Origin of the sequence: Cupriavidus sp. GA3-3 (assembly GCF_000389805.1) — a bacterium.
GTDB classification, from domain to species: domain Bacteria; phylum Pseudomonadota; class Gammaproteobacteria; order Burkholderiales; family Burkholderiaceae; genus Cupriavidus; species Cupriavidus necator_D.
Genome location: NZ_KB944470.1, coordinates 160,975 through 177,859, shown reverse-complemented (window position 1 = coordinate 177,859; position 16,885 = coordinate 160,975). Strand labels below are relative to the sequence as shown.

At 66.8% G+C, this 16,885-nt stretch carries 13 protein-coding genes and 1 pseudogene; 4 read left to right on the top strand and 10 right to left on the bottom strand.

What is annotated here, in order from left to right; translation table 11 throughout:
• Positions 1–2: 2 nt before the first annotated feature.
• Genes C265_RS09870 through C265_RS09855 form a run of 4 tightly spaced genes read right to left on the bottom strand, consistent with a single transcriptional unit; the run spans position 3 to position 3,997 of the window.
• Positions 3–1,208: a hypothetical protein gene (locus C265_RS09870; RefSeq protein WP_010809768.1), complete on the bottom strand. Its 1,206-nt coding sequence runs from the start codon at positions 1,206–1,208 to the stop codon at positions 3–5.
• Positions 1,201–2,229, bottom strand: a complete 1,029-nt coding sequence (locus tag C265_RS09865) for a PQQ-dependent catabolism-associated beta-propeller protein (protein WP_010809767.1) — start codon at positions 2,227–2,229, stop codon at positions 1,201–1,203. The genes C265_RS09870 and C265_RS09865 overlap by 8 nt, the downstream gene beginning before the upstream one ends.
• The gene (locus tag C265_RS09860) at positions 2,226–3,002 is read right to left on the bottom strand and encodes an ABC transporter ATP-binding protein (RefSeq protein ID WP_010809766.1); all 777 of its coding nucleotides are present in this window, start codon (positions 3,000–3,002) and stop codon (positions 2,226–2,228) included. The genes C265_RS09865 and C265_RS09860 overlap by 4 nt, the downstream gene beginning before the upstream one ends.
• Positions 3,002–3,997 carry a tripartite tricarboxylate transporter substrate binding protein gene (locus tag C265_RS09855; RefSeq protein ID WP_010809765.1) on the bottom strand — a complete coding sequence of 332 codons (996 nt, stop codon included), beginning with the start codon at positions 3,995–3,997 and terminating at the stop codon, positions 3,002–3,004. Before C265_RS09855 ends, C265_RS09860 begins: the two co-directional genes overlap by 1 nt.
• A 376-nt stretch (positions 3,998–4,373) precedes the next feature.
• Here C265_RS09855 and C265_RS09850 point away from each other — a divergent pair, with 376 nt between their 5' ends.
• The 3 genes and pseudogenes from C265_RS09850 to C265_RS09840 all read left to right on the top strand — a co-directional run bounded on the left by C265_RS09850 (position 4,374) and on the right by C265_RS09840 (position 9,032).
• Positions 4,374–6,815: a TonB-dependent receptor gene (locus C265_RS09850; protein WP_010809764.1), complete on the top strand. Its 2,442-nt coding sequence runs from the start codon at positions 4,374–4,376 to the stop codon at positions 6,813–6,815.
• Between the two features lie 226 nt (positions 6,816–7,041).
• Positions 7,042–8,585: pseudogene (locus C265_RS33125) on the top strand (methyl-accepting chemotaxis protein).
• A gap of 114 nt (positions 8,586–8,699) precedes the next feature.
• Positions 8,700–9,032: a hypothetical protein gene (locus C265_RS09840; protein WP_011616968.1), complete on the top strand. Its 333-nt coding sequence runs from the start codon at positions 8,700–8,702 to the stop codon at positions 9,030–9,032.
• Positions 9,033–9,069: 37 nt separating this feature from the next.
• On the opposite strand, the gene C265_RS09835 is transcribed toward C265_RS09840, so the two are convergent.
• Positions 9,070–9,882 (bottom strand): GntR family transcriptional regulator, encoded by an 813-nt coding sequence (locus C265_RS09835; protein ID WP_010809762.1) that lies wholly within the window; start codon positions 9,880–9,882, stop codon positions 9,070–9,072.
• Between the two features lie 140 nt (positions 9,883–10,022).
• Complete coding sequence (locus tag C265_RS09830) at positions 10,023–11,048, bottom strand: AraC family transcriptional regulator (protein ID WP_037024012.1); 1,026 nt, start codon at positions 11,046–11,048, stop codon at positions 10,023–10,025.
• Positions 11,049–11,176: 128 nt separating this feature from the next.
• Here C265_RS09830 and C265_RS09825 point away from each other — a divergent pair, with 128 nt between their 5' ends.
• Positions 11,177–12,088: a TauD/TfdA family dioxygenase gene (locus C265_RS09825; protein ID WP_010809760.1), complete on the top strand. Its 912-nt coding sequence runs from the start codon at positions 11,177–11,179 to the stop codon at positions 12,086–12,088.
• Between the two features lie 78 nt (positions 12,089–12,166).
• On the opposite strand, the gene C265_RS09820 is transcribed toward C265_RS09825, so the two are convergent.
• The 4 genes from C265_RS09820 to C265_RS09805 form a co-directional block, all read right to left on the bottom strand.
• Positions 12,167–13,162, bottom strand: a complete 996-nt coding sequence (locus C265_RS09820) for a tripartite tricarboxylate transporter substrate binding protein (RefSeq protein ID WP_037024010.1) — start codon at positions 13,160–13,162, stop codon at positions 12,167–12,169.
• 259 nt (positions 13,163–13,421) lie between these two features.
• The gene (locus C265_RS09815) at positions 13,422–14,483 is read right to left on the bottom strand and encodes a 3-keto-5-aminohexanoate cleavage protein (RefSeq protein ID WP_010809758.1); all 1,062 of its coding nucleotides are present in this window, start codon (positions 14,481–14,483) and stop codon (positions 13,422–13,424) included.
• 69 nt (positions 14,484–14,552) lie between these two features.
• On the bottom strand, positions 14,553–15,533 hold the full coding sequence (locus C265_RS09810) for a quinone oxidoreductase (protein WP_010809757.1): 981 nt from the start codon (positions 15,531–15,533) through the stop codon (positions 14,553–14,555).
• 290 nt (positions 15,534–15,823) lie between these two features.
• A complete protein-coding gene (locus C265_RS09805) occupies positions 15,824–16,816 on the bottom strand; it encodes a tripartite tricarboxylate transporter substrate binding protein (RefSeq protein ID WP_010809756.1) in 993 nt (330 codons plus the stop codon).
• Between the last annotated feature and the right edge of the window lie 69 nt (positions 16,817–16,885).

Genomic DNA, 16,885 nt, shown 5'->3' with positions numbered 1-16,885 from the left:
CGCTACGCGGATGGGGCCCGGCACGCCGTGTCGGCTTCATCGGCGCCCAGGGTGTCGAGGTTGTTCTTCGGATGCAACACGCCTTCCACCGGGGCCATGCCGGCCACGCCGTCGGGGTGGGCCAGCAACACCGGCTGGCGCAGCTGGCGGTCCCAGCGGCGGAACGACAGCGGCGGCCCCTTGAAGCCGTCCACCACCACCTGCCCGGCGGCAAGCGCCTGCGCCTGTCCGGCAAACCCGGCCCCCGGCAGGCGCGCCACGCTCTCGGCAATGGCCTTGACCGCCACCCAGGCAGCCCAGTCGTAGCCGGTCATCGGACGGCCCGCCGCGCGCATGAAGCGCCGGTTGAGCTGCGGCCCGCCATTGCGCTCCCAGGCCCAGTGCCACGCCTGCGCGCCCAGCCCGCCGGCGCCCACCACCGGGCGCGGCAGCAGCGTGGCATAGGGCACGCCGCGGGCGAACTCGCCGTCGGCATCGGCCACCACCACCACGTCATAGTCCACGCCGCCGGTCAGCAGGCCGAGGTTGGCCTGGTCGCGCTCACGCGGGTCGTTGGACAGCCGGAAGGCGCGCTGCGCCGACCAGGCAATGCCAAAGCGCCGCGCCGACGCCACCAGCGCGTCGCGCTGCGCCGCATCGGCCGCGGACGGGCCGCTCAGCAGCAGGGCGCGGCGCCATTTGCGCAGTGCCAGGTACTGCATCAGCGCATCCGCGCGCATGCGCAGGCTGGGCAGCGTGTGCAGCAGCACCGGCGCGCAGCCGGCGCCGCGCAACGCGTCGTCGTCGGCCGACACGTTGAACAACAAGGCCTCGCCCGGCTTGACCGCGCCCGTGGCCGCCCTGACCGATGCCGGCGGCAGGTCCAGCAGGATATAGCGCGTGCCCTGCCGCGCCAGCGCCGCGACCAGCGGGGCCACCTCGGCTTCAGTGCGGGCTTCCTGTGCTTCCAGCCTGAGCGACTGGCCCGCGGCCCCGAGCGCCACGCGCGCTTCGGCGGCCGCCACCTGGGCGCCGTCGAGCGCACGGCCCTGCGGCTGGCCGGGATAGCGCTGCGCCAGGCGCCGGGGCGCATAGCGCGCGTCGTCGGCCTGCGACACGACCGCCACGCGCACCTCGGCAGCGTGCACCGCGGCAGGCAGCCACGCCAGCGCCACGGCGCCCAGCCCGGCACGCCACCACTGCCACCACGCACGCGAGCGCTCAGTCATCGATCGCCACCGAATGCGGCACCCGGCCCGCCTTGAGCGTGGCCACCGCCTTGCGGCTGGCGGTGTCCACCACGCTGACATCGTCGGACAGGCCGTTGGCGACATAAAGCCGCGCGTTGTCGCGGCTCAGCGCCAGCCCCCATGCGCGGCGGCCGACCAGCACATAGTCCTGCACCCGGCGCGACGCCACCTCGACCACCGCGACATGGTTGGCGCGGCCGAGCCCGATATAGGCGCGCGTGCCGTCGCCGCTGGCCGCCATGCCCACCGGGGTCACGTCCTCGGCGCGAAAGCCCCGCGGCGCGAAGGCGATGGTCTGGGCCACCTCGAAGGTATCGGTACGGATCACGCTGACGCTGGCCGAGAGCTCGTTGGATACCCACAGCTCCTTGCCGTCGCGCACCAGCAGCAGCCGCCGCGGCCGGTTGCCGACCTGGATATTGCGGATCACCTTGCGCGAGGCCACGTCGATGACATGGACCAGGTTGGCCACCTCCGAGGTCACGTACACATGCCTGCCGTCGGCGCTGACCTTGACGCCCTCCGGCTCCTCGCCCACCCTGACCGCGAACACGCGCTTGCCCGACGCCGTGTCGTAGGCCGACAGCAGCCCGTCCTCTTCATTCGAGACATAGAGCGTGCGGCCGTCCTGGCTGAGATCGAACAACTCCGGATCGTCCCCCACCGGCAGCGATGCCACGGTCTTGCGGCTGGCCACGTCGACCACATCCACCCGGTTGTCGTCGCTGCAGGCCACGTACAGGCGCGTCCGGTCGGGCGACAGTTGCAGGTGGCGCGGGCGCTTGCACTGCCGCCATACCGCGACCAGCTGCCGGCTGCGGGCATCGAAGACGGCGAGGGCATCGTCCTTCTCGCTCGAGACAAAGACCTGGTTGCCAGCCTGGCCGGCGGGTCGCGCGGCCCCGCCCTGCGCGCCTTCGGCCAGGCCGGCGGCAACCAGCAGCGTCGTGACCAGCAGCAAGGCGCCGGCAAACCAGCGGGGAGATGGCATCTTGTTCATGCGGGTACGCGCCTCGCGGCCGGGTCAGTGACAGGGGCCGGCGGCGTCATGGCCAGGAAGGCGCCCTCCAGGGTGTCGCACGCCGCGGCGCCGCGCAGTGCGGCCGGGGTGCCGTCGAAACGCACGGTGCCGCGGTCCAGCACGATCACGCGGTCGGCGTGCTCCACCTCCTGCACCAGGTGGGTGGCCCACAGCACGCCGGCCTGCGCCCGCGCCGTCAGGCGCCGCGCATCGGCCACCAGTTGCGCACGCGAGGCCGGGTCCAGCCCCACCGTCGGCTCGTCCAGCAGCAGCATGGCCGGTTCATGCAGCAGCGCGCGCGCCAGTTCCACCTTGCGCCGGTTGCCGCCCGAAAGCTCGCGCACCGGTGCGCGCGCACGCGCCGCCAGCCCGAAGTCATCGAGCAGCCGGGCGATGCGCAGCGCCGCCACGCCGCGCGGCAGCCCGTGCAGGTCCGCGTGAAAGCGCAGGTTGGCCAGCACCGGCAGGTCCAGGTCGATGGCCGGCTGCTGGAACACGATGCCCAGCCGCGCCAGCGCGCGCACCGGATCGCGCCGCATGTCGCTGCCCATGACCGTGACCTGCCCGGTATCGGCCACGAACAGACCGCTGAGGATCTGGAACAGCGTCGTCTTGCCCGCCCCGTTGGGGCCGAGCAGTGCCACGAACTCGCCGCGCCGCACGCTGAGCGAGACCCCATCCAGGGCCACGCGGCTGCCAAAGGCCTTGCGCACGGCATCGCAGCACAGCGCCGGCGGCGCTTGCATGGCCATCACAGCTGCCCCCTGGGCCGCGCGGTGCCCACGCGCTCGGCAAAGCTCCGCTCGGTCTCCCACGCATGGCGCAGGAAGTCATCGTATTGCGCGGTATTCAGGTAGGTCAGCTCCTGGTCGTACCTGGCCAGTTCCGCAAGGTGGCGCGGCTGCTGCATCGCGGCACGGAATGCGTCATGCAGGCGGCGGACGATTGCCGGATCGGTGCCGCGCGGCACGCCGATGCCGTAGGGCGAGTTATGAACCGCATCGGCAAAGCCCAGCTCGCTTACCGTCGGCACCTCGGGCCAGCGCGGTGAGCGCTGCGCGCTGAACACGGCCAGCAAGCGCAGCTTGCCGGTCTCGACGAAAGGCGCGAAGCCGGTGGAATTGACCCCCGCCATCAGCGAACCGTTGGCCACGGCCAGCATCTGGTCAGCGGTGCCGTGATACGGCACGTGGATATAGCGCACGCCGCTGCGCCCGAGCACGTCCTCCATCGCCAGATGGGCGGTGGTGCCGATGCCGGTGGAGCCCACGGTCAGCTCGCCCGGATGCGCGCGGCCCCAGGCGACCAGGTCGCGCAGCGAGCGTAACGGGCTGTCTGCGGGCACCACGATGCCGAAGGTATAGCCCGAGATCATCAGCACCGGCTGGATGTCGCGCAGCGGCTGCCAGGCGGTCTTCTGCTGATGCGGGAAGCGATATACCGTCAGCGGCAGCTGGCCGATGGTGTAGCCGTCCGGCCGCGCCGCGGCAAGCAAGCCTCCCACCAGCGTGCCGCCGGCGCCCGGCCGGTTCTCCACCACGACCGGCTGCCCCAGCTCGCGCCCGGCCAGCTCCGCCAGGATGCGCATGGAGATATCGGTGGCGCCGCCCGCTGGCCATGGCACCACCAGCGTGATCGGCCGCGACGGATACCCGTGCGCGCCCTCGGCCAGCGCTGCGCCCGCATGGACCAGGCCGAGGCACGGCAACAGCAGGCAGGCAAGGCAGCGACCAAGGCGGCGGAACATGGCTAAGCACCAGGCAGAGTGTTGATGCAGGTGAACAGAGCAAGGCCGATACCATGTGCAGCGCAGCATCAGGCCGCGCTCCATGCCAGCCGTTGCCTGGCCGCGCCGGACGCACTGCCGGACGCTGCAGCCAGGCCGTGCCTTGTGCGGTGCGCTGCGAACGACTGTCCCATGGTTGAGCACCGGCCCGCTGCTTGTGTCCGCAGCTGTCCTGTTTTGTGACAGGCATCGGCGCAAGGCGGGTTCGGCCAGCGCGTTCCCGGGCCGCTCACCGCGCAAGTGCCGGACTCCCGATGCACGGTACGAAACCTGCTCAGCTCCGGGCAGGCGCTACCCAAGGCAGGTATCGCGCCGCTTATCCGGAGGAGACGGAACCATGCCAGCCAACCCGCGCCCCGCACCGCCAGGGCAGGCGCCGCGCGACACCGTGGCTTGCCGCCGCAGGACCAGCCGCGGCGCCGTCACCGCGATTGCCATGGCGGTCGCCCTGATGGCCCAGCGGCCCGCTGTTGCGCAGCACGACACCGCTGTCCCAAACCAGGACAGCGCCATGCTGCCGGAAGTCCTGGTGGTGGCCGCCGCGCCGCTGCCAGGCATCGGCGTCGACAGCGACCTGGTGCCCTACACCGTGCAGACCGTGCGCGGCGACGACCTGGATCGGTCGCGCGCCGGCAACCTGGCCGAGTACCTGTCCCGCAACCTGGCCGGCGTCAACGTCAACGACATCCAGGGCAGCCCGTTCCAGACCGACATCACCTACCGCGGCTTCCGTGCCTCATCCATTCCGGGCGTGCCGCAGGGACTGTCGGTCTACCTGGACGGCATCCGCGTCAACGAGCCCTTCGGCGACGTGGTCAGCTGGGACATGATCCCGGAAGCCGCGCTGGCGAGCGTGTCGCTGGTGTCCAGCGCCAACCCGGCCTACGGCCTCAATACCCTGGGCGGGGCGCTGGCCATGACCACTCGTTCCGGGCTGGACTCGCCCGGCTTCGAGGCCGACCTGTCCTACGGCAGCGGCGCCCGCAAGCGCGCCGACCTGTCCGGCGGCGTGCGCAGCGACAGCGGCTGGCACGCATTCGCGGCCGGCACCCTGTTCCAGGAGCATGGCTGGCGCGACCAGTCGGGCGGCCGGCTTGGCAACGTCTTCGCCAAGGCTGGCTATGCGGGCGACACTGACAGCGTGGACGTGTCAGTGCTGCACGGCCGCAGCACGCTGACCGGCAACGGGTTGGTGCCCGGCTTCCACGCCAGCGCCAACGGCACGCTGCCAGACCTCTACCAGGCCAACCGCCACGCCGTGTACACCTACCCCGACCAGACCCGCAACCAGGTGACCCAGGTCGCCGTCAACGGCCGCCACTGGTTCGACGACAAGACCAGCGCCGCCGCGCTGGCCTACGTGCGCACCAGCCGCCGCGACACCACCAACGGCGATGTCAACCCCGCCTACGAGGCCTATGCCGAAGACTGCGAGGACGGCTTTGCGCCCGACGGCAGCCCGCTCGGCGCCGACTGCGGCATGACCCGGGCCGAAGGCGCCGCGCTGCATCCCGCCGTGATCAACACCACCCATATGTGGCAGCAGACCGTCGGCATGGCGCTGAGCATGGCCAGGGAGACCGACCGCCACCTGCTCAACGCCGGCCTGACCCTGGACCGCAGCCGCCTGACCTACTCGCAGTACGCGCAGCCCGGCACCTTCACCGACGACCGCGGCGCCGTGGCCGACCCGGACGCCCCCAATGCCCTGTTCTCCGGCGTCGGCGGCAGCTCGCGCATGCTCGGCCTGTACCTGTCCGACACCTGGTCGCTGACCCCCAGCACCTTCCTGACCGCCTCGGCCAGGTGGAACCACGTCGAGGTAAGCAATACCCTGCGCAACAGCGACGGCAGCGAACAGCCGCGCGAAAGCTTTACCTACCGCCGCCTCAACCCCGCGCTGGGACTCTCGCAGAAGCTGGGCGGCGGCGTCACCGTGTTCGGGGGCTACGCGCAGAACAACCGCGTACCGACCGTGCTCGAACTCGGCTGCGCCGACCCGACGCGGCCCTGCCGCCTGCCGGCCGGCCTGCAGGCCGATCCCTACCTGAAGCAGGTGGTCTCACACTCCTATGAAGCAGGCGTGCGCTGGCACCGCGGCAAGGACACCGAAGTCACCGCGTCGTTCTACCGCGTCGACAATCACGACGACATCCTCTTCCTGCGCGCGCCGAACACCCAGCTCGGCTACTTCGCCAACTTCGACCGCACCCGCAACCAGGGTCTGGACCTCACCGCCCGCCAGCGCGTGGGCGATGTCACGCTGCGGCTTGCCTACAGCTATCTGCAGGCCACCTACCAGGCCGCCGGCCAGCTTGCCGCCGGCGAACGCACCATCGACATCCGGCCCGGCATGCGCATGGCGGGCCTGCCCCGCCATACGCTCAAGCTGGGCCTCGACTGGCAGGCACTGGCCGGCCTGACGCTTGGCGCCGACCTGGTGGCGGTGTCAGGCACCGTCTCCAGCGGCAACGAAGACGGCCTGCGCAGCGACCCGCAGCCGGGCGCGCCGCCGAAGACCGCCGACTGGCATGTGCCCGGCTACGCCAGCCTGAACCTGCGCGCGGCGTACAAGGTGAACAAGCGGTTTGAGATCTATGCACGCTTGGCCAATGTCTTTGACCGGCGCTACGAGACCTACGGACAGATCGCGAACGATGTGTTCCCCGGCGGTAGCCTGGTGCGCCCGCACGTGGCACCGGGGGATGCCGCCAGCGCGCTGTTCGTGGCACCGGGCGCGCCGCGCAGCTTCTGGCTGGGGGCGGTGTTCCGGATGTAGCAAGCCAGGCACGCCAGATCCACACCCACGCCCTGCGCCACGGTGTCGCCCTCACTCGTTTGAGTGTATTCAACCCCTCCCCTACGGAAGAGGGGATCAGCGCCAGGGAACTGCGGCCGACATGGCGGGGAGAAGGGGGCGCGATCCGGCAGCCGTGGCGCGCCGGAATCCATGCAAAGCAAACAAGGCATGCGCCCCCTGCCCATCGAGAATGAGGAGGAATGCCGTGCGCGACAACCAGCCCGTCACCCAGCGCGAGTTTGATTTCCCGGACAACGCCACGCTGATGTCGACCACCGACACGCAGAGCTACATCACCTACGCCAACGCCGCGTTTGTCGAGGTCAGCGGATTCACGCGGGAAGAAATCCAGGGGCAGCCGCACAACCTGGTGCGCCATCCCGACATGCCCGCCGAAGCCTTTGCCGACATGTGGGCCACCCTCAAGGGCGGAGAGCCATGGACCGCGCTGGTCAAGAACCGCCGCAAGAACGGCGACCATTACTGGGTCCGCGCCAATGCCACGCCCGTGGTGCGCAACGGCCGGCCCGCCGGCTACATGTCGGTGCGCACCAAGGCAACACGCGAGGAGATAGCGGCAGCGGAAAAGCTGTATCGCGATTTCCGCGAGGGCCAGGCCGGCAGCCGGAAATTCCACAAGGGACTGATCGTGCGCACGGGCCTGATGGCCTTTACCTCGCTGTTCCAGACCATGCCGGTCGCTGGCGCGTGCGGCTGGCGCTGGCCGCCCTGCTCCCCGTCAGTATCATCGGCGCCTGGGGCATGGGCCTTTCCGGCATGGCACTGCCAGGCTTTGCAGGGGTCATGGCGCTTGCCACGTTGCTGGCATCCTGGTGGCTGCAACGGCAGATCACCACCCCGCTGGAACAGGTCCTGCAGCAGGCGCTGCGCGTGGCGTCCGGCGAAAGCCAGAAGGCCGTGCACATGAACCGGGTCGACGAGATCGGCATGACGCTGCGCACGATCAGCCAGCTCGGCCTGATGTTCCGCTGGCTGATCGACGACGTCAGCGGCCAGGTCGTCAATGTCCAGACCGCCAGCAATGAAATCGCGCGCGGCAATATCGACCTGAGCGCGCGCACCGAACAGGCGGCGTCCAGCGTGCAGGAAACCTCCGCGTCGATGGCGCAGATGACCTCCACGGTGCAGAGCAACGCGGAGACCGCGGCGCAAGCCAACAAGCTGTCCGGCTCCGCCAGCGTCGCCGCGGAGCGCGGCGGGCAGGCGGTGTCGGAGGTCGTCAACACCATGAACGAGATCACCGAGAGCTCCAGGCGCATCGCCGATATCATCGGCGTGATCGATGGCATTGCCTTCCAGACCAATATCCTGGCGCTCAATGCGGCGGTGGAAGCCGCCCGCGCCGGCGAACAGGGCCGCGGCTTTGCCGTGGTGGCCGGCGAGGTGCGCAGCCTGGCGCAGCGCAGCGCCAATGCCGCCAAGGAAATCAAGGGACTGATCGATGTCAGCGTCCACAACGTCGCGTCCGGCGCCAAGCTGGTCGACGAAGCCGGCAAGGCCATGGACGACATCGTCTCGCAGGTCAAGCGCGTATCCGACCTGATCGCCGAGATCAGCGCCGCCACCACCGAGCAAAGCAGCGGAATATCCCAGGTAGGGGGCGCGGTCAGCGACCTTGACAACATCACCCAGCAGAACGCCGCGCTGGTCGAGCAAAGCGCGGCTGCGGCCGAAAGCCTGAAGCAGCAGGCAACACGGCTGGTGGAGGCGGTCAGCGTGTTCCGCTAAGCGCGGCGAAGCGGGCCGGCATGCAGTGGACCTGTCGGCCCGCTATCGGGGCGCGCTACTATTCGCCTGACACGGCGCCTTTGCGTCGAGCGTCAGCCCTGCCCCCAACCCGTCATGACCCGCATTGTCCGCATCGCCCTCCACACCCTGGCATCCGCAAGCCTCATGTTCCTGAGCACCGCGCATGCCACCGACATCGACTGCGATCCGTCCGCCACCGCCGCCAACGCTACGCAGGCGCAGCGCCTGATCTGCGAATCCGCGCTGTTTTCCATGGGCTACCAGCGCATCTATGCCGACCAGCAGCGCCTGCTCAAGGCGCGGGCAATCACCGACGCCGACATTGCAGCATTCCGCAAAAAGCGGGACCGCTGCGATTCGGCATCGTGCCTGGACACGGTCTTCCGGGAGTGGAATGCATTCGCCAGCCGGGCGCGGGTCCCCTGACCGGAGAGCCTAAGCGGGCAGTCCCGCCCGCGCGGACTCAGAAAGCGCCGGCTGGCACAGCGTCGTTGCCGGCAGGGCCGGCCTTGCCTTTCCGGACGCCGGATGCCAGGGCACGGATGGCGGCTTCGCGGGAGTTTCCGATGCGCTTGTGCGCGGTCTCCAGGACCGCATCGATGTCCCGCCTGGTCACGGCGCGCTGCAGGGCACGCCAGGTCTTGAAGGAATTCTCCAGCGACCCGGGACGGGATGCGAGCCCCAGCCGCACATAGCGCAGGACCCGCAGCGAGATGGAATTCAGCAGCTCCCCGACCAGCCGGTTGCTCGACAGGTCTGCCATGGCCATGTTCGCCAGGAAGGTCACGCTGATATAGGCGTCCACCGATTCCTCGACGGCCTTGCCGAGCCGCGGCATGAATTGCTCGAATAACGCATCAAGCGCGTCCGCGCGTTCTTCCATCAACTGCCTGAGCAGAATCGCAAACAGTGCGTCCCGCACCACGTAGATATCCCGCAGGTCCTGGGCATTGGGCTCGGTGACAATGGCGCCGCGCCGCGCGCGGAACTCGACCAGCCGCTCCCGCTCCAGGATGCGCAAGGCCTCGCGCACAGGAGCGCGGCTGACCTCCAGGACCTCGCTGATGTCTTTCTCAAGCAGGCGTTGGCCTGCGTGGATCACGTCGATCGTAATCAGTCCCGCCAGCCGCACCGCAATCTGGTCGGCGACGGATGCCGACCAGTCGCGTCCATGCATAAGCGCCTGCTCGACCGCCAGCGTGACCGGATTCTGCGGTGTTTGCGGCGCAAGCAGCGACTGCAGTTCTGGCGTGTTGGTAGTCTTGAGTCTGCCCATGAGGGGTAAGTCCTTCCGATTATTGGGGAACCGGTCGGGTGTTGCCCTCGATCGGCGCTGCACCGCTCGCAGCGCCCAAGATCTTACCTTACGTGGCGTATCGGGCGGATGGCCGAGGGTGGCATCACGGTCGGTGCAGGCTAAGCAGTGGTCTTTCGGCGCACTGTGCCGCGCGTGGACCGGCTCTCCTTGGGGCTGCAACCAAATTGCGCGTGATACCAGCGCGAGAATCCGCTCGGCGCGGAAAACCCGAGCAGGGTCGCCACCTCGGTCAACGGACGATCGCTCTCGATGACATGACGCGCGGCAAGCTCCGTGCGGATGTCGTTGACGATCGACGAGAAGCTCTGTCCCTCTTCCGCCAGCCGGCGCTGGACCGTGCGGCACACCACGCCCAGATGGTCCGCCACTTGCTCGATGCTGCAACGTCCGCTGGGCAACAGCAGCAGGACAATGCGCCGCACGTCTTCTAGCATGGTCGCGTGCTGCGACATGACAGACGCGTCGATCAGCTGCTGCGCGTAGCGCGCCATGGCCGGATCGGCAGACGGGTTGCGTGCATCGAGATCGGCCTTCGCGCAGATGATGCAGTTGAAGTCATAGTCGAACTCGACGCAAGGGCCAAAAAACCGTTGGTGCGTACCAAGGTCGCGCGGCGCCGGGTGCTCGAAGCATACGCGCCGCGGCTCCCAGTCGGGCTTGAGAAGCTGGCGTATCAGCCGCACCATTACCCCAAGCGCCAGTTCAACCCTTTGGCGCGTGGGCTGATGTGCGCTGCCAGCGATGACCGCCTCGCGAATAATGACCAGTTCGCCGCACTCCTCTACCGCCAGCGACAGCGCACCGTTGAGCAACGCCTGATAGCGCATCAGCATGCGAAGCGAGTCGCGCAGCGTCGCCTGGTCGCGGATCAGCAATCCTACGGCCCCAAGATTGGACAACAGGCGCGACTCGGCCATGCACAGTCCGAAACTCTCGTTGCCTGACATGGTTGCCGACGCCTGCAGCAGCCGTCCGACACGCTCAACCGGAATCATGAGGTCCGGCTCGCGCAGCACGCCCGGACTCAACCCCGCGTCAAGGAGCATCCGCACCGGGTCCAGTCCGGCGACTCGGGCGACCTCGCTGTAGTTGGTGAGGGCCGCAGCGCGGACAAGTGACGACATTAGCGAGCAGAGTGGAACATTGACATGGAATGATAAATCCCGGTCATGTAGTGTCAAGCGGGAGAAACCCGCTGGATCCAGACTCGCAGGAATCGATCGGCCTGTTCGAAAAATCGGAGACAACCTTCATGATCCAACGCCTCAAAGCGGCACCCGCAGTGGTCCGCGCAACCTCTCTGGGCAATTCGATCCAGGTCGAGCCAGTCACCTGCACGATCGGTGCTGAGCTCAGCAACGTCAACCTCGGCGCGGCTGCCGAAGACGAGCAGCTGATGGCTGAAATCCGCGCCCTGCTCCTCAGACATCGCGTGCTGTTCTTCCGCGACCAGGACATCACGCGCGCGCAGCACGTAGCTTTTGCGCGCCGCTTCGGCGAGCTGGAGGACCATCCGGTGGTGGGCAGCCATCCCGATTACCCGGGGCTGGTCCAGATCTACAAAACCCCGGACAGTCCTCCCGACCGCAACGAGAATTCCTGGCATACCGATGCCACCTGGCGCGAGAAGCCACCGCTAGGCTGCGTGCTGCGCTGTATCGAGTGCCCACCCGTGGGCGGCGACACCATGTGGGTCAACATGGTCGAGGCCTACAACCAGTTGCCCGAGGATATCAAGACGAAGATCGCCACATTGCGCGCGCGCCACGGCATCGAGGCGAGCTTCGGTGCCGCCATGCCGATCGAAAAGCGTCTTGCGCTGAAGGCCCAGTACCCGGACGCCGAGCACCCGGTGGTGCGCACCCATCCCGAAACCGGAGAGAAAGTGCTGTTCGTCAATGGAAGCTTTACCACGCACTTCACCAACTACAACGTGCCGGCCAATGTGCGCTTCGGCATCGACAAGGCGCCGGGTGCCGCAAATCTGCTTAGCTACCTGGTCAGCCAGGCCACCATCCCCGAGTACCAGGTGCGTTTTCGCTGGAAGAAAAACAGTGTTGCGTTCTGGGACAACCGTTCGACCCAGCACTACGCAGTGATGGATTACCCCCCGTGCCACCGGAAGATGGAGCGCACCGCAATTATCGGTGACGCGCCTTACTGAAAGATCGACACGACCGGTCGGGCATGCCGCAACGGTAGTCACCACCCAGCCCAGTTGCGCAGCCGGGTGACTGCCGTATTATTCCGGCTGGTAGTTGATGGACTTCAGCAGCGCGGCCTGTTGCTGGTATGCCTGCTTCAGGTCCGCCATCATCTCTTCCGAGGTGGCGGCATTCCCCTGCTCCATGCCCATATCCTTGACGCGGTTCTGCACTGCGGGCTGCTTGAAATACGCCAGCGTCGCCTCGCGGATTTTTTGCTGGACCGCCGGAGCGACATCCGGGCGCGACCACACGGCGAACCAGCCCGCTTGCGCCAGCTGCGGGTAACCGAGCTCCTTGAACGTCGGCACATCCGCCAATCCGGCAATCCGGGTCGGATAGGCCACGGCAATCGCTCTGATCTTCCCCGCCTTGATCAGCGGCATTGAGGTAGTCACCCCATCGAACATCAGCGGCACATGGCCGCCCATCAGGTCGTTCAATGCCGGAGGAGAGCCCTTGTAGCCAACATGCCGCATTGGCACGTGGGTGAGTTGCCCGAGCAGTATGCCCGAGGTGTGGCCCCTCAATCCCGCAGCGTAGGAAGCGAAAACCAGGCCGTCCTTCTGCGATTTGCCGTAGTCCACCAACTGCTTGAGGTTAGAGACCGGCACATCCTTGTTGGCAACCAGCACCAACCCCGTGCGGCTGACCTGGGCCAGGGGCTTCAGGTCGGCAAAGGGCTTGTAATGGACCTTGTAGGCCAACGGCGCTTCGCTGACGACACCGCCCTGGATGACCAGAAGGGTATGGCCATCCTTGCCGGTGGCCTGCAAATCGCTGATCGCCAGCGCGCCGGCGGCACCAGGCTTGTTTTCCACGATCACCGGCTTGCTCCACGCCTTCTGCAGGCCTTCCGCCAGCAGCCGCGCCAGGGCGTCGGCGCTGCCGCCGGCAGGCCCCGCCACCACCAGGCGGATCGGCTTGCTTGGCCAATCCTCCTGGGCGTGAGCCACGGGCACCCCACCGACGACACCGACTCCGATCGCCAGGGCGTATCCGCGCCACCATAGGTTATTGGTTCGCTTCCTCATGTCTGTACCTCTTGATTGCCGTCTTTTCTCAATTCTCGGATCGCCACGCGTCAACCGGCTTGACCGATCACGCCAAGTTGTTGTCGATTCGCGCAAACAGAGGGAAAACCCTGCTCGCGGTATCGGCCACACGGCAATTGAGGTCTGGGGGGTCCACGGCAGCAAGGCGAAAGAGCGGGACCCACACCGTCGCGGGTCCCGCCTTCGCCATCACATGTTGGGTCCGGGATGCCGGGCCGTCAGTTCCTCCAAGGGCTCTTTACATGCATTCGGCCTTGCGCAGGAAGCCCTGGTGGCCACCGTTACGATTGGGTGCGAAGCCATTCTTCTGAAGCGTCTCTTCCACCGTGTCGTAGAAGACCCCAAGCTGCAAGATCTCGCGGGTCTGCTGCGCCGTCGCGATGGGGCGACCAAATTCGCCGGCGATACGCACCAGTTGCTTGATCTGCTCGACGGTGCTCATCTTTCCCGTGCGGGTCTGGTTCCAGAGCACGTCCTCGATGCCACACCGCACATGCAGGCCCAAGGCCATGCCGATCATGTTGATGGGAAGCACATTCAACACCGAACTCTCCACCGTTACCACGGCTCCGTCCGGCACAGCGCGCAGGATGTTTGCCAGGTTGTAGATGTTCGCCTGATCCATGCCGCCGCTGATAGCCACCCAGTTCATCACCAGCGGGCCCTTGTAGACGCCGCGGCGAATCATCCGCTCAATCGTTTCAAAGCTGTTGATGTTGTAGCACTGGAACTCACTCTGAATCCCGGCGGCTGTCAGACGCCGAACGTGCTCCTCGAACCAGCTGGGATTCGAGGGCACGACCATGTCCTTGTAGGTATCGTAGAGGTGCGCGAACCCTCGCGACAGTCCCTTGAAATCATCCACACCGGCATGCTCCGTCACATTCATCTGCGAGGTGTTGACGGTCACCGTCACCTGGTCGGGCTTAGGATCGAGTTCGGCCAGCATATGCCGCGTGTCATCGCTAAGCCATTTGGCGCCTTGGCCCTCTTCAGGCGCGAAGCTGATGGAGCCGCCCACCTGGATGACCATTTCAGGACAGGCCTTGCGCACGCCGGCGATCAGCTCATTGAACTTGGACAGGCGCTTGCTGCCCTTGCCGTCCTCTTCGCGCACGTGCAGATGCAGCACTCTCGCACCGGCTTCATAGCAATCCACCGCCTTCTGGATCTGGTCCGCCATGGTGACCGGGATATCTTCCGGGAAGTCTGACGGGATCCAGCCCGGCGCATAGGGAGCGGCGGTGATGATCAGAGGCTGCTGGTTCTCGGGATACAGGTGGCCGTCAAGGAAGTTCATGTTGGTAGATCTCCGGGTTGAGATGTGAATCTTGAGAAGGTCGATGGATGAGACAGCTGCTTCGTGCCGTCAAATCACGAAAATGGACGAGCCGGTGGTCTTCCGCGACTCCAGGTCCCGGTGTGCCTGCACGGCATCCTCCAGGGCATAGCGCTGATTGATCCCGATGCGGATGCGGCCAGCCGCCACGTGGCCGAACAGCTCGCCGACCAGTTCCGCCTTCTCGGCAGGATCGGCGATATAGTCGGCCAGGCCCGGGCGTGTCAGGAACGCCGAGCCCTTGCGGGCCAGGATTGCCGGATCGAACCCGGTTACCGGGCCGGAGGCGAAACCCACGCACACCAGCAGGCCGCGGCGCCTGAGGGAGTCCAGCGAGGACATGAAGGTGTCCTTGCCCACGCTGTCGAAGACCACGTTCACGCCCACGCCGTCGGTCAGTTCCCGCACGCGCCTGGCCACGTCCTCATGGCTGTAGTTGATGGTGTGGTCACAGCCGTGGGCGCGCGCCACTTCGGCCTTGGCATCGGTCGAAACCGTGCCGATCACCGTCAGCCCCAACAATTTGGCCCACTGCGCAACGATCAGGCCAACACCACCTGCCGCGGCATGCAGCAGGATGGAGTCGCCCGCCTTGAAGGGGTAGATCCGGCGCATCAGGTAGGCCGCCGACAAACCGCGCATGGTCATGGCCGCCGCGACTTCGCAACTGATTGCCTGCGGCAGCCTGATCAGCGGACCGGCAGAGATCAGCCGCTCCGTGCTGTAGGCGCCCAGCGTGTTGGTAAATCCGGTGTAGGTCACACGGTCGCCGACCGCCAGATGGGTGACGCCGGCACCGACAGCCTCAATCACGCCAGCGGCCTCGTTGCCGATGCCGCTGGGCAGCGGCACCTTGTACGTGCCGCTGCGGAAGTAGGTATCGGCGAAGTTCAGGCCTGCCGCCACGTGGCGGACGCGGACCTCCCCCGCTCCGGGCTCACCAACGCTGCCGTCCTCAAGACAAAGGACGTCGGGTCCGCCGGTTTCATGGAACTTAACGATTTTCGCCATGCCGTCTCCTGTTCTCTATCGAATATGACCGTTCACCTGCGGATCGGCGGTTGAGCTCGCCGAAGGACAAACCGGTTTGGTGATGCAGTGGATGGGTTGATGTCTGGGTGTGTTTCGCGACGATCGAATCATCTGGCAGGGGGCAACGTTCCGCTTTACCTGGCACGCCTTGAACTTTCCTTCTTATGACAAGGATTCGCTGGTGCAGGCGCACTGGATCGTTGACGGCCGGCTGCCATCATGGCGGGCAGTGGGCCGCTGGGCAGGCCGCAATGACGGGGCGCCAGCCCCTATTCGTCGACCCTGATCCCTGCGTCGCTAGCGATCTTCGACCAGACTTGCAGATCGCTGCGGACGATCTCGCCCAGCTGCGCGGAGGTCTTTACCGGCGGCGGCTCGAAGTTCAGTTTCTTCATCAGCGCCGCGATCTCCGGCAATGCCTGCACCTTGTTGGCCTCATCGGACAGCCGCTTCACGATCGCCGGACTGGTTCCGGCCGGGGCGAACATGCCGAACCATCCCACCGTGTTGAACTTGTAGCCCTGTTCACTCATGGTCTTGACGTCGGCAAGCTGTGGCGAGCGCACGTTGCCGACGATGGCAATGCCACGCACCTTCCCGGAACGCAGGAACGGAACCGCGACGCTGGGATCGGTCCAGCCGATCTTCAGCACCCCTGAGGAAAGCTCGGTGAGCAGTTGACTTGTTGTCCGATATGCGACGTGCTCGGTCTTCATGCCGGTCTGCTTCTTCAGCCATTCCATGGTCAAGTGCGCGGACGAGCCGGTGGCCCAGCTGCCATAGCTGTACTTGTCCGGATTCGCCTTCACCAGCTCGATGAGTCCTGGCAAGTCGTGCACCGGCAGATCCGGGCTCACCAGCAGCAACACCCCACCCGCGGCTGTCTGCGCGATCGGCATGAGGCCCTTTCTTGCCTCCTGGGATATGGACTTCATGACGGCAGGCGCAACCACCATGTTGGATGCCGTTGTGTAGAGAATCGTGTAGCCGTCCGGCGCCGCCTTGAGAACGGCATTGGTTCCGATCACCCCGCTGCCGCCCGGCCGGTTCTCCACGACCACGGCCTGCTTCAGCGATTCGGAAAGGCGCTGCGCCATGGCCCGCGCCAGCGCGTCGGTTCCCGAGCCGGGAGACGACGGAACGATCATTTGAATCGGGCGTGCGGGCCAGGCTTCCTGTGCCTGCAGCGGCCCCGGCGCGCACAGGGCAATGATTGCCTCTGCGCACAATGTGATGGCGAGCAGCTTCTTCAGTGATGACATCGTCGTCCCCAGTTCTCTCGACTATTCCCCAGCCTGAAAAGTGCTGCCAGCCCCCCCATTGGGCGGCCA